We start from the raw sequence: 12,765 nt of genomic DNA, 5'->3' as shown, positions 1-12,765 counted from the left end.
TCGGAGTGCGGGTCAGTTGCCGCCGCGGCCGAAGGGGTTGCCGCCGAACGGGTTGAGCGGGTTCCCGGAGTCGCCGGATCCGCCCGAGCCGTTGCCGCCCGAGCGACCGGGGCCGCCGGGGTCGGAGCCGCCGGTGCTCGTGGTCGCGGCCTGGTCGACCTGGCTGCCGAGCGTGACGTCGACGGTCCTGGCAGAGTCGCCGGTGCCGATCGTCAGGGTCACCTTGTCGCCGGGGGCGTAGGCCCCGATGCGGGCGACGAGGTCGGAGAAGTCGCCGACGGTGGCGTTCCCGACCTTGGTCACGACGTCACCGGCCTTCAGCCCGGCGGCCGCGGCAGGCGAGCCGTCCTGCACGGCCGCGATGGTGGCACCGCCCTGGTCGGACGAGCTCGAGCCACCCGAGGTCGAGCCCTGCACACCGAGCACCGGCTTCGTCGCGTGCCCGGAGTCGATGATCTCCTGTGCGACCCGCTTGGCCTGGTCGACCGGGATCGCGAAGCCGAGGCCGACGCTGCCCGAGGAGCCCTGCGCGGTCGCGATGGCGGAGTTGATGCCGACGACCTGCCCGTCGAGGTTGACCAGCGGGCCACCGGAGTTGCCCTGGTTGATGGGGGCGTCGGTCTGCAGCCCGTTGTAGACGACGCCGGAGCCGTCCTCGCCCTGGACGGCGACGGTGCGGTTGAGCGCGCTCACGATGCCGGTGGTGACGGTGCCGGTGAGGCCCTGCGGCGACCCGATCGCGACGACCTGCTGGCCGACCTGCACGTCGCCGGTCCGGCCGAGCGTCGCGGGGGTGAGGCCGGAGACGCCGTCGAGCTTGATGACGGCGAGGTCGTAGCTCGGCGAGGTGCCGACCACCTTGGCGGTGTGCTGGGAGCCGTCGGCGAGGGTGACGGTGATCTGCCCGTTCGAGCCGGCGACGACGTGGTTGTTGGTGAGGACGTTGCCGTCGGCGGTGAGGACGACGCCGCTGCCCTCGGCGGTGCCCTGCGCGAGGGCCACCCGGATGTCGACGGTCGAGGGCATCGCTTTCGCGGCCGCCGCGGCGACGGTGCCGTTGGTGGCGGCGGCGTTGGACGCGCTGGCGGGGCTGCTGCTCAGGGTGACGCCGCTGCCGCCGTGGTCGAGCACCGCGTACGCGGCACCGAACCCGGCGCCGCCACCGACGAGGCCTGCGATGAGGGCGGCGGCGACGATGCCGACCATCGGACGCGACTTCTTGCGCTGGTCCTGGTGGGGTGCGAGGGCGGGTGCGGCCATCGTCGTGGTTCCGCCTGGGTGCTGGGCGTGGGCGCCGTGACCGGGCCCGCCCGCAGCGCCGGGCGCACCGGGGCCGGGGGTGCCGTAGTGGCCGCCCCACGCCGGGCGCTGCCAGGCACCGGTGTCGTGGCCGGGTCCGGTGGCGGGACCCGCGGTGGGGCCCTCGGTGGGGCGGGTGCCCCACGCGGCCGGGAACTGCGTGGTCGGCGGGTCGCCGGCGGGCCGGTCGGCGGTCCCCGATGTGTCGGTGGCGCCGGCGGCGGCCGGGGTGTCGGGCGTGGCCGGCTCGCCCGTGGGCGGCGCGGAGGTGTGCTCGGTCGGGGGTCGACCGGCCGGATCGGCGTCTCCGTCGGGACGGCCGTACCCCCGCTGCTCGTCGGTCATGGTGACGACTGTGGACGGCCAAGCTGAGACGTCCCTGTGCGGTCGCTGGGAAATGACGGGTGAATCCGTGCGGGTTCGGTGAGAACGCCCCATCTGTCAGGGATGGCTCGACACGAAGCGAGTGTCGGGTACGGCGCCGGAGAGGTCCCCGGCGGACTACTTTCCACTCCATGACCTCGCTCGACGCCGTCTGGGCGCTGGCCGCCACCGAGTCGTACCTCGCCGTCGTGTCGGTGACACGCGCCGACGGGACGGTCGCGTCCTCGCTGGTCAACGCCGGCCCGATCGCCCATCCGACGACGGGGGATCCCGTGGTCGGATACGTGACCTACGGCCGGGTGAAGCTCGCGAACCTCCGCGCCCGTCCGGCGTCGGCGCTGACGTTCCGGTCCGGCTGGCGCTACGCGACGATCGAGGGCGCCTGCCGGATCGTCGGCCCGGACGACCCCGCCGAGGGTGTCGACGACGAGCGGCTGCGGCTGCTGCTGCGCGAGGTTTTCGTCGGTGCGGGCGGGACCCACGACGACTGGGACGGCTATGACGCGACGATGCGCGCCGAGCGTCGCGCCGCCGTCCTGCTCACCCCCACCCGGGTGTACGGCAACGCGTGAGCGTGTCGCAGGCCACTGGCAGAGATCCACAGCACGGTCGGCCGGTATCGTGACGACCTGCGAAGGGGAGTAGCTCCCAACGTCGCGGTCGACATACTGATCACGCTGTAGTGGTCCGGCCGCACGGCCTGTTGGTCACAGGCGAGCGAGACCTTCGATCCGACAGAGTTATCGGATCGAAGAGTTCCTTTCCTCGGTCCGGTACGAGATCGAGGAGCTCTCGATGTACGACGTCCTGGTCGCGACCGCGATCAGCTTCGGTGTGATCTTCGTGGCCGAGCTGGGCGACAAGTCCCAGCTCATGGCCCTCACCTTCGCCACCCGCTTCAGGATGACGCCGGTCCTGATCGGCATCACGGTCGCCACGTCGGTCGTGCACCTCGTGTCGGTGGCCGTCGGCCACGGCCTCGGCGCGGCGATGCCGACCGGCTGGATCGCGCTCGTCGCCGCGATCGCCTTCCTCGGCTTCGGCGCGTGGACGCTGCGCGGCGACTCACTGAGCGCGGACGAGCAGAACAAGGCGTCCCGGGTGGGCCGGTCGGCCGTCATGGCCGTGACCGTCGCGTTCTTCCTCGCCGAGCTCGGCGACAAGACGATGCTGGCGACGATCACGCTCGCCACGCAGCACGGCTGGTTCGGGGTGTGGCTCGGCTCGACGCTGGGCATGGTCGTCGCCGACGCGCTGGCCATCGTCGTCGGCAGGCAGCTGGGCAAGCGGCTGCCCGAGCGGACGATCCGCTACGGCGCGGCCGGCCTGTTCGGCGTGTTCGGCGTGTGGCTCGCCGCCGACGCGGTCCAGGAGCTCACCGGTGAGCCGATCGGCGCGTTCTTCGACCACCACGCCGCGGGCTGGATCGCGCTGGTACTGGCCGTCGCCGGGATCGTCCTGGGGGTGCGCTACCGCCGTGCCGCGTCCGCGCGTCCGACGCTGGGGGCGTCGCGGCGCTTCGGGTCGGCGGCCTGGTGGGTGCGGGCGCTCTCGGCCGTCGCCGCGGTCCTCGGCCTCGCGGCGCCGCTGCTGGTGGCCGTCGACGTCATCCAGCCGCTCTCGCTGTTCAGCGACCCGGGCATCGCCGTCGCGGGCGCGGGTGTGTTCCTCGGCGGGTTCGCCCTGTGGCGGGCGGCGATGGCGTCACTCGTGGCGTGTGGCCGCCGGACCCAGGGTCGCCCCGGCTTCGCGGCGAAGGGCCTGCACGCCCGCATCCGCTACCCCGGTCTGACGGGCGTGGTGGTCGCGACGACGGGTCTGCTCCTGATGGTGCCCACCGTGATGGGCGTGCTGGCGATGGTGCTGATCGTCGTCGCGGTACAGATCCAGGCGCGGGCGGTGCGCGAGCCGCGGCTGGCGGCGCAGTTCGGCGCCGCGTACGCCGGATACGTGCTGCGGTCGGGGCGGTTCCTGCCGCGGCTGCGGCCCGCGGAGTCCCCGGGCCTGCGCGACCGCGTGCGGGTGGGCTGACAGCCCCGAACCCCGCCGAGTTCGGCACAGCCGACGTCGAACTCGGCGGAGCGCGGTGGCTCGTCAGCGGCCCGGCAGGGCCTGTCCGATCAGGAGTACCAGGTCGGCTCGGGCAGCTCGTCGCGCAGCAGGTGCGCCCCGACCTCGCGGCGCTTGTAGGCCACCGGGTCGTGCAGGGTGTGGGTGCGGACGTTGCGCCAGAAGCGGTCCAGGCCCAGCTCGGTGGTGGTCGACCGCGCTCCGGTGCCCTCCAGGATGCGGCTCGTCACCTCCAGCGCGACGTCGGTGGCCCGCGCCTTCACCGCCGCGACCCGCACCTCGTGCTCGCCACGCTGCTGCTCGGTGACGTTCCAGGCGTCGCGGTGGAGGGCCAGGCCCTCCTGCGCGACCTGGTCGGCCAGCGCCTCGACCGCCCACAGCTTCGACGCCAGGTCGCCGTAGAGGTCCAGCACGTAGGGCTCGTCGACGGCGCGGTCGTGCCCGCCGTGCAGCCACGACCGCGACTGCGTGCGGGTGTAGCCGGTGGCCGTCTCCAGCGCGCCGCGGGCGATGCCCAGGTAGAAGCTGACGAACACGAGCTGGATCGTCGGCACGTTCAGGGTGTTGTAGACCCGCGGCTGGAACGTCTTGCCGACGAACCCGGCCGCGGCCGCCCACGGCACGCCGACCTCGGAGATCGTGACGCCGCCGCTCTCGGTGAGCCGCTGGCCGATGTTGTCCCAGTCGTCGTGGAACGTGATGCCCGGCTGATCGCTGGGCACGATCGCGAAGACGTGGGTGTCGGTGCCCTCGAGGACGCCTTCGAGGACGGTGACGTCGGAGACCTTGCTGCCGGTGGAGAACGACTTGCGCCCGTTGAAGACGATGCGGTCGCCCTCGTCGCGGATGCGGACGTCGGAGTCCCGCGGGTTGACCGCGCCGCCGAAGAACCAGCGGTTGCGGGCGGCGTCGGCCTCGACGGCCTCGATCTGCTCGGGTGTGCCGACGAGCCGGGCGGCCCAGTTCCACAGGTAGTGGTAGCCGAGCAGCTGGCCGATGGAGCCGTCGGCGGCGGCGATCTCGCGGACGACCCGGTAGGCGGTCGGCCACTCCTGCCCGCCGCCGCCGTGGGCGGCCGGGCCGAGCAGCGTGACGAGGCCGGAGTCCTTGAGCAGGGCGATCTCGTCGTATGGCGTCTCGCCGGCGCGGTCGCGGGCGGCGGCGCCGACGGCGAGCACGTCGCGGACCTCGCGGGCGCGGGCGAGCCAGGCGTCGGGCGAGTCGGGGACGGGCCGGGTGGTCCAGTCGATCGTGGCGGGACGGTTGTCGAGCGTGGTCATGGCTGTTCCTTCGAGGATGTCGAACAGGGACGCGTGCCGGTGGCCCGCGCGGGAGCGGGGCGCTGGGGCGGCCGGGTCCGTGCCACCGGCGACCCGAGCAGGCGGGCTCGGCGCCGCGCGGGCACGCAGGCACGCGGAGTGGGTGGGGTGAGGGGAGTGCTCAGCGTCGACAGGACGTCGTCACGGCGCGGGCGAGGTCGATGTGCCGGCGCCGGGTGAGCAGCGCCGAGAGGGGCGAGGACATCTAGGACCCGGCGACGAGGGCGGGCTCGCGCGCGACGAGCTCCGCCTCCTTCTCCCGGATGATCGGCAGCACGTGGCGGCCGAAGTACTCGACCTCCTCGTGGAAGTGCAGGAAGCCCAGGAGCAGCAGGTTCGCGCCGCGGCGCTTGTACTCGACCGCACGGTCGGCGATCTGTTCCGGCGTGCCGATGAGCTGGGTGCGGAAGCCGTCGTTGTACTGGACGAGGTCCTCGAAGGAGGAGTCCGCCCACATCCCGCGCTTGTCGCCGGTCGACGCGCCGGCCTGCTGCACGGCGTTGCGGAAGCCCTCGACGGCCTCGACGTTCGCGCCCTCGATGATCTCGCGCAGCTGGTCGCGGGCCTCACGCTCGGTGTCGCGGGCGATGAGGAACCCGTTGAGCCCGAACCGGACCGCGCCGAGGCGCCCGGCGTCGGCGGCGTGTCCGGTGACCTCGGCGACCTGCTCGGTGAAGCCGTCGTAGTCCTTGCCGTTGGAGAAGTACCAGTCGGAGACGCGGCCGCCGTTGCGCCGGGCTGCCGTGGAGTTGCCGCCCTGGAAGATCTCCGGGTGCGGACGGCCGGGCACGTCGACGGGCTTGGGCTTGAGGTCGAAGTTGTGCAGCCGGTAGAAGTCGCCCGCGAAGTTCGCGTCGTCGGAGGTCCAGATCTCGCGCAGGACCTGGATGAACTCGGCGCTGCGGCGGTAGCGCTCGTCGTGTTCGAGCCAGGGCTCGCCGAGCGCGGTGAACTCGTCCTTGAACCAGCCGGACACCACGTTGACCGCGGCCCGCCCGCCGGAGAGGTGGTCGGCCGTCGCGACCCACTTGGCCAGCACGCCGGGCTGCCACAGGCCGGGGTGGACGGCGGCGATGACCTTGAGCCGCTCGGTGGCCAGCAGCAGGGCGAGGGAGAAGCTCGTCGACTCGTGCTGGTGGTCGGCGCCGTAACTGGCCATGTACCGGACCTGGCTCAGCGCGTAGTCGAAGCCGTTGTTCTCGGCGAGCCGGGCGAGTGTGCGGTTGTAGTCGAAACCCCAGTCGGTGCGCTGCTCGACGGTGCTGGTGACCAGCCCGCCGCTCACGTTGGGGACCCAGTAGGCGAACGACAGCGGGGTCGGGTCGAGGGGTGTGCCGGGCATGACTGTCTCCTGGTACAGGACGCGCGGGAACCACACGCGCGCAAGAGGAACGACGGTGTCGGGCAGGTCGGGTCAGCGACAGCCGCAGGAGACGACACGCTGGAGGTCCACATGACGCCGGCGCGTCAGGGAGGGCGTGGTCATGGCACCGACGACACCAGACGGCCGCTGCGGTGTCAACCGTCGTCCAGCCGTCGGGAAGTGCCACGGGTGTCCGGACGTTGTGACCGGCGAGCGGTGCGCGGCACCGCGGGGAGCCGGAGGATGATCATCGGATGACCACGACCGAGGACACGCTCGTCGCCGACTGGGACGCGTGGCACGCCGTCCGCGAGCGTCAGCTCGCGACCCCGCACGGCTGGCTCTCGCTGACCGGCCTGCACTGGCTGGACGAGACCGCGGCGTCGTACCAGGACCTGCCGGGGACGTGGCGGACCACGGGTGACGGCGGCGTCGAGCTCGTCGTGCCCGCGGATGTGGCGATGACCGTCGACGGCGCACCGGCCACGGGTAAGGTCCGTCTCGAACCGGTCGACGGGCAGCCCGGGATCCTGGTGGGGACGGGCGCGCGGCGCGTCGAGGTCGTCCGCCGCACCGACTCCTTCGGGCTGCGGGTGCGCGACCCGCAGGCGCCGACGCGCACCGGGTTCACCGGCGTCCCGCACTTCCCGGTCGAGCAGCGCTGGGTGCGCCCGGGCCGGTTCGAGGCCTACGCGCAGCCGCGCCCGCTGGTCGTCGGCGCGGTCGTCGAGGGGCTGACGCACCGCTTCGAGGCGCTCGGCGAGGTCGTCTTCGACGTCGACGGCGTGGAGCAGCGGCTCGTCGCGATGCCAGGGCAGACCGACGGGCTGGCGGTGCACTTCCGCGACGGCTCGTCGGGAGTGAGCACCTACGGCGGTGGCCGGAACCTGCAGATCGCCGCGCCGGCCGCCGACGGGTCGGTGATGGTCGACCTGAACCGGGCGGCGAACCTGCCGTGCGCGTTCACCGCCTTCGCGACGTGCCCGCTCCCGCCCTCCGGCAACGTGGTGACGGTCGCGGTCGAGGCAGGCGAGAAGACCCCGGGCACGTGAACGGACGTGAGTGGCGATGGTCGCAGCAGCGACCGTCGCCACTCACGGGTCACGGGTTGTAGAGGTCCGCGTGCTCGGCACGCAGCTTGTACTTGAGCACCTTGCCGCCGACGGTGTCGGGCAGCGTGTCGGCGAAGACGATCGCCTTCGGTGTCTCGAACCCGGCAAGGCGTTCGCGGCAGTGCGCGATGATCTCGTCGGCGTCGGGCGTGGAGCCCGCCCGCGGCACGACGACGGCGGTGACGGCCTCACCCCAGCGCGGGTGGCCGAGCCCGATCACCGCGGCCCGTTCGACGTCGGGATGGCCGTAGAGCACCGACTCGACGCGCATGCTGGACACGTTCTCCCCGCCGGACTTCACGATGTCCTTGTAGCGGTCGACCATGATCCGCAAGCCTGCCGGGTCGCTGTCGTCGATCTGGGCACTGTCGCCGGAGTGGAACCAGCCGCCGCGGAACGCCTCGCGCGTGGCCTCCTCGTTGCGGTAGTACCCGGCCATCACGACCGGCGACCGGTAGACGGCTTCGCCGGGCTCGCCACGCACCGGCAGCCCGGACTCGTCGACGACGTCGGAGGCGAGGATCGGGCTGGGCACGCCGACGTAGTTGACCGCGGGGGCGCTGCGCGCGTAGACGTCCGGCCACTTCGAGGGCCAGAAGCGGTGGCAGGCGATGGCCTCGGTCTGGCCGAAGATGCCGAGCGTGACGAAGCCGTCGGCGCAGCGCTCCTCCAGGTCCGCCACGACCTGCGGTTCGAGTGCGCCCCAGCCGTAGACGAGCGTCGTCAGGGTGGAGACGTCGAGCTCCGGGCGACGGCTCAGCTCGGCGGCGAGGTTCGCGGCGAACTGGGGGGAGCCGTTCCACAGCGCGGTGGCCCGCTCCTCGGCGATCGCGTCGGCCGTCGCGTCGGGAAGGGGCCTGCGCCCCAACACGATCGACCCCCCGGCGAGGAAGGCGCCGAACGGGAAGATCTGGTCGCCGATGTGGTAGATGATCGGCAGGAACACGACGAGCTTGAGGTCGCTCTCGTGGCGCAGCCCCCGCGACAGCGACACCGAGAAGTTCAGCGCCGCGAGGTGGGTCATCGTGTGGGAGAGCATGGCGCCCTTGGGCATCGACGTCGTGCCCGAGGTGAACAACAGCTGCCAGATGTCGTCGCCGTGGATCTCGACGTCCGGCTCGGTCTCGGGCTTGCCGTCGATGAACTCGGCGAACGTGGGGCTGCCTGCCACGGCGCCGCCGCCGACGGTGATCGTGGCGCCGACCGTCAGCCCGGTCGCACCGAACGCCGCCTCGACCTTGGGCCACACCTCGGCGTCGACGATCGTGAACCGGGGCTCCAGCACGCCGACGAGGTGGGCGACGACGTCGGGGGCGAGGCTCGGGTTGATGGGCGCGGCGACCATGCCCGCCTTCGCGATGCCGACCTTGGCCAGCAACGCCTCGACGGAGTTCTCGCAGACCATCAGGACACGGTCGCCGGGGACGAGCCCGGCGTCGGCGAGGGCGTGCGCGACCCGGCTCGCGACGGCGTCGGCCTGTCGGTGGGTGACCCGGGCGAACCGGTCGTCGCCGTAGGCGCCGGGCCGGCCGGAGATCGCCACCTCGTCGGGGTAGCTCCAGGTCAGGCGCTCGAAGACGTCGCCGACCGAGGTCCGTTCCCAGCGGTTGACGGCGCGCCTGCCACGCAGGGTCGTCACGTCGATGTGGGGCTGCTCGTTCACGTCCGGGCTCCTTCGCGCGGTGTGGAGAACCTCAGTCGGTCGTCTCAGTACTTAGTCATCAGCAGTTCACTCCGCTCGCGCGGAGCGGGGGTCACGCCGAGGCAGGCGTGGGCCATCTCGTCGAGCAGCGTGGCGAGCCTGGTCTCGGCCAGTCCGCTGCGGAAGAACAGGGTCGACTGGATCGCGCCGATCGCGGCGTGGACCGCGAGCCGTTGCTCGCCGTCCGCGAGGTCGCGGCGCAGCGGGGCGAGCACGTGCACCCAGTCCTCGAGGTAGTGCCGCTGGCGGTGCCGCAGCCGCCTGCGCTCGTCCTCGGGCAGGTTATGGACCTCGCGGTGGTAGACGGCGAGGACGCTGCGGTCCTGGATGGCCACCCGCACGTGGTCGCGGACCAGCGCGGACAGTGCCGTCGCGTCGTCGGGGGCGGCGCCGACGATCCGTGCGGCCCCGGACTGGAGCCGGTCCATCACCTGGTCGAGCAACGCGATGAGGATCGCGGCCTTGCTGTCGAAGTGACGGTAGATCCCGGAGCCGACGATGCCGGCCTCGGCGCCGATGTCGGCCATCCCGACGGTGTGGAAGCCCCGGCGCGCGACGAGCTGCGCCGCCGCGACGAGGATCCGCTCCCGGCGGTCGGGATCGCGCTGACTGCGCGGGCGTGGGGCGGCCATCTGGTCATCATGACAGCCGGTCGGTACGGTCGTCACCAGTGAACTGCTGATCACTTCCACTGAATCGGCAGCCGAACACGCCGGAGGTACCGCGTGGACTTCGCCGAGACCGTCGAACATCGCGACCTGCGGGCGGCCGTCGCGGCCGTCGCGGCCGACTTCGGTGGCACCTACTTCGCCGAACGCGCGCGGGCCGGGGAACCGACCACGGAGCTGTGGGACGCGCTCGGCAAGGCCGGGTTCGTCGGGGTCAACATCGGCGAGGAGTACGGCGGCGGGGGCGGCGGGCTGGTCGAACTGGCCCTGGTGTGCGAGGAGACCGCGGCGCAGGGCGCGCCGTTGCTGCTGCTCCTGGTCTCGTCGGCGATCTCCGCTGAGGTCATCGAGGAGTTCGGCTCCGACGAACTGAAGCAGCGCTGGCTGCCCGGGCTTGCCGACGGCTCGGGCAAGGTCGTCTTCGCCATCACCGAGCCCGACGCCGGGTCGAACACCCACAAGCTCTCGACCACCGCGGTGCGCCATGGCGACGAGTGGGTCCTCAACGGCACCAAGCACTACATCTCCGGGGTCGACGAGGCGGAGGCGATCGTCGTCGTCGCCCGCAGCGGCCGTGACGACGCCGGCAACGCCAGGCTCTCGCTGTTCGTCGTCGAGTCCGACGCGCCGGGCATCGTCCGCACACACCTGCCGGTCGACATCCAGGTCCCGGAGAAGCAGTTCGTCCTGCACTTCGACGACGTCCGCGTCCCGGCGGGCAACCTGATCGGCGAGGAGGGCACCGGGTTCCGCCAGGTCTTCCACGGCCTCAACCCGGAGCGGATCACCGGCGCCGCGGTGTGCGTCGGCGTCGCCCGCTACGCGCTGGCCCAGGCCGCCCGCTACGCGAACGACCGGAAGGTCTGGGACAGCCCGATCGGCGCGCACCAGGGCGTCTCGCACCCGCTGGCCAAGGCTGCCATCGAGACGGAGCTCGCCGCGCTGATGACCCGTAAGGCCGCCTGGTGCCACGACCGCGGGCTGCCGGCGGGCGAGGCGTCGAACATGGCGAAGTACGCCGCCGCCGAGGCCGCGCTCAACGCGCTCGACGCCGCGATCCAGACCCACGGCGGCAACGGTCTTGCGCGCGAGTACGGCCTCCTGCCCTACTGGGGAATGGCGAGGTTGCTCCGGATCGCCCCGGTCAACCGCGAGATGATCCTGAACTTCGTCGCCCAGCACACGCTCGGGCTGCCGAAGTCCTACTGACCCCCTCGACGAGGAGTGACGGTGTCGACCAACCTCATCCAGCGCGTCAACGTCGGCGACTCGCTGACCCGCTCGGCCGCCGCCCGGCCCGCGCAGCTCGCCGTCGTCGACGGCGACCGGCGCTGGACCTACGCCGAGCTCGATGCCTGGGTCAACCGCCTGACGCACGGGCTCGCGGCCAGGGGGTACACCCGCGGCGACGCGCTGGGCCTGGCCTCGGGCAACAGCGCGGAGTTCCTCGCCGTCTACTACGCGTGTGCCAGGCTCGGCGTCGTCTGCGTGCCGATCAACCTCGGCTGGAAGGCAGGCGAGGTCGCCTACGTGCTCGGCCACTCGGGTGCGCGCGGGCTCGTCGTGGAGTCGCAGCTGGTCGCGGGCGTGGCCGAGGCGATCGAGAAGGTGTCCGGCGTCGCCGACGTGATCGTCGCGCCCGGCCTGGGCGCCGCATGGGAGCCCGCCGTCCCCGACCGGAGCTGGACGACGCTGGCCGAGCTGGAGGCCGCCTCGTCCGACCCGGCGGAGTACCACGTCGAGGACCGCGACGGGCTGAGCTACCTCTACACGTCGGGGACGACATCGTTCCCGAAGGGCGTCGTCGGGTCGCAGCTCGCGATCTACATGGAGTCGATGTCGAGCGCGCTCGACTCCGGCTGGAACTCGTCCGACCGCTTCCTGTGCCTCATGCCGTTCTTCCACACCGCGCAGCTCAACGCCTTCTGCACGCCCGCGATCATGGTCGGCGCCACCATCCACGTGCAGCGTGGCTTCGACCCGGAGAACTTCCTCGCCGGCATCGAGCGCGAGTCGATCACCCAGGTCTTCGGGCTGCCGATGATGTACCGGGCGGCCCTGGAGCACGCGTCGTTCGCGTCCCGCGACGTGTCGAGCCTGCGCCGCGCCGTCTACGCCATGGCGCCCATGCCCGAGCCGCTGATCAAGGCGTGCCTCGACGGGTTCGGCTGCGAGTTCGCGCTGCTGTTCGGGCAGACCGAGATGAGCCCGGTGACGACGCTGTTCCGCCCCGAGCACCAGCTCACCCACGTCGGCGCCGTCGGAACCCCGATCACCGGCGTGCAGGTCGCGATCATGGCGCCCGACGGCGCGCTGCTGCCCGCCGGGGAGAAGGGCGAGATCGTCTACCGCGGCCCGTCGACGATGAACGGCTACCTGGACAACCAGGAGGCCACCGACGAGGCGTTCGCCCACGGCTGGTTCCACTCCGGGGACGTCGGCTGGTTCGGCGACGACGGTGTGCTCTGGTTCGCCGACCGCTACAAGGACGTCATCAAGACCGGTGGGGAGAACGTCGCGTCGCTGGAGGTGGAGCGGGCCGTCTACGCCGCCGACCCGCGGGTGGGCGAGGCCGTCGTCATCGGGCTGCCGCACGAGCGCTGGACCGAGGCGATCACCGCGGTCGTCGTCCCGAAGCCGGGGGAGACCATCGACCCCGACGAGCTGAGGACTGCCATGCGCGAGCACCTCGACGGGTACAAGATCCCCAAGGCGATCATCGTCGTCGACGAGCTGCCCAAGACCTCGACCGGCAAGATCCAGAAGAACGTCGTGCGCGACGGGCTGCAGGGCCACTACTCCTGAGCCCGTGGGTGGCGATGGTCGCCAAGGCGACCATCGCCACTCA

At 72.1% G+C, this 12,765-nt stretch carries 10 protein-coding genes; 5 read left to right on the top strand and 5 right to left on the bottom strand.

Translation table 11 applies throughout. From position 1 onward, the window contains the following. Positions 1–12 precede the first annotated feature (12 nt). Positions 13–1,644, bottom strand: coding sequence for a S1C family serine protease (locus TOK_RS05700; protein ID WP_253258199.1), 1,632 nt, complete (start codon positions 1,642–1,644; stop codon positions 13–15). 170 nt (positions 1,645–1,814) lie between these two features. Here TOK_RS05700 and TOK_RS05695 point away from each other — a divergent pair, with 170 nt between their 5' ends. After that, positions 1,815–2,255: a TIGR03618 family F420-dependent PPOX class oxidoreductase gene (locus TOK_RS05695; protein WP_098956737.1), complete on the top strand. Its 441-nt coding sequence runs from the start codon at positions 1,815–1,817 to the stop codon at positions 2,253–2,255. Between the two features lie 223 nt (positions 2,256–2,478). Further along, the gene (locus tag TOK_RS05690; protein WP_098956736.1) at positions 2,479–3,714 is read left to right on the top strand and encodes a TMEM165/GDT1 family protein; all 1,236 of its coding nucleotides are present in this window, start codon (positions 2,479–2,481) and stop codon (positions 3,712–3,714) included. 89 nt (positions 3,715–3,803) lie between these two features. On the opposite strand, the gene TOK_RS05685 is transcribed toward TOK_RS05690, so the two are convergent. Beyond that, the gene (locus TOK_RS05685) at positions 3,804–5,033 is read right to left on the bottom strand and encodes an acyl-CoA dehydrogenase family protein (protein WP_098956735.1); all 1,230 of its coding nucleotides are present in this window, start codon (positions 5,031–5,033) and stop codon (positions 3,804–3,806) included. A gap of 244 nt (positions 5,034–5,277) precedes the next feature. Continuing rightward, positions 5,278–6,414 carry a dimethylsulfone monooxygenase SfnG gene (gene sfnG, locus TOK_RS05680; protein WP_098956768.1) on the bottom strand — a complete coding sequence of 379 codons (1,137 nt, stop codon included), beginning with the start codon at positions 6,412–6,414 and terminating at the stop codon, positions 5,278–5,280. A 275-nt stretch (positions 6,415–6,689) separates the two neighbouring features. Here sfnG and TOK_RS05675 point away from each other — a divergent pair, with 275 nt between their 5' ends. Then, positions 6,690–7,487 carry a DUF1684 domain-containing protein gene (locus tag TOK_RS05675; RefSeq protein ID WP_098956734.1) on the top strand — a complete coding sequence of 266 codons (798 nt, stop codon included), beginning with the start codon at positions 6,690–6,692 and terminating at the stop codon, positions 7,485–7,487. Positions 7,488–7,536: 49 nt separating this feature from the next. On the opposite strand, the gene TOK_RS05670 is transcribed toward TOK_RS05675, so the two are convergent. Further along, positions 7,537–9,210 carry an AMP-binding protein gene (locus TOK_RS05670; protein ID WP_098956733.1) on the bottom strand — a complete coding sequence of 558 codons (1,674 nt, stop codon included), beginning with the start codon at positions 9,208–9,210 and terminating at the stop codon, positions 7,537–7,539. Between the two features lie 44 nt (positions 9,211–9,254). After that, positions 9,255–9,881 (bottom strand): TetR/AcrR family transcriptional regulator, encoded by a 627-nt coding sequence (locus tag TOK_RS05665; protein WP_098956732.1) that lies wholly within the window; start codon positions 9,879–9,881, stop codon positions 9,255–9,257. Between the two features lie 93 nt (positions 9,882–9,974). Here TOK_RS05665 and TOK_RS05660 point away from each other — a divergent pair, with 93 nt between their 5' ends. Both TOK_RS05660 and TOK_RS05655 read left to right on the top strand, forming a co-directional pair. Next, positions 9,975–11,126, top strand: coding sequence for an acyl-CoA dehydrogenase family protein (locus TOK_RS05660; protein ID WP_098956731.1), 1,152 nt, complete (start codon positions 9,975–9,977; stop codon positions 11,124–11,126). Positions 11,127–11,147: 21 nt separating this feature from the next. After that, positions 11,148–12,722 carry an AMP-binding protein gene (locus TOK_RS05655; RefSeq protein WP_098956767.1) on the top strand — a complete coding sequence of 525 codons (1,575 nt, stop codon included), beginning with the start codon at positions 11,148–11,150 and terminating at the stop codon, positions 12,720–12,722. Positions 12,723–12,765: the final 43 nt, after the last annotated feature.

Origin of the sequence: Pseudonocardia sp. N23 (assembly GCF_002583555.1) — a bacterium.
Lineage (GTDB): Bacteria > Actinomycetota > Actinomycetes > Mycobacteriales > Pseudonocardiaceae > Pseudonocardia.
Note: the sequence above shows the minus strand (reverse complement) of the source record. Positions and strands in the feature narration are given on the sequence as shown.

Excerpts from the sequence above, each read along its gene's own strand:
- TOK_RS05685 (WP_098956735.1), bottom strand. The coding sequence starts at position 5,033 with ATGACCACGCTCGACAACCGTCCCGCCACGATCGACTGGACCACCCGG.
- TOK_RS05690 (WP_098956736.1), top strand. The coding sequence starts at position 2,479 with ATGTACGACGTCCTGGTCGCGACCGCGATCAGCTTCGGTGTGATCTTC.
- TOK_RS05675 (WP_098956734.1), top strand. The coding sequence starts at position 6,690 with ATGACCACGACCGAGGACACGCTCGTCGCCGACTGGGACGCGTGGCAC.
- TOK_RS05665 (WP_098956732.1), bottom strand. The coding sequence starts at position 9,881 with ATGGCCGCCCCACGCCCGCGCAGTCAGCGCGATCCCGACCGCCGGGAG.
- TOK_RS05695 (WP_098956737.1), top strand. The coding sequence starts at position 1,815 with ATGACCTCGCTCGACGCCGTCTGGGCGCTGGCCGCCACCGAGTCGTAC.
- TOK_RS05700 (WP_253258199.1), bottom strand. The coding sequence starts at position 1,644 with ATGACCGACGAGCAGCGGGGGTACGGCCGTCCCGACGGAGACGCCGAT.
- sfnG (WP_098956768.1), bottom strand. The coding sequence starts at position 6,414 with ATGCCCGGCACACCCCTCGACCCGACCCCGCTGTCGTTCGCCTACTGG.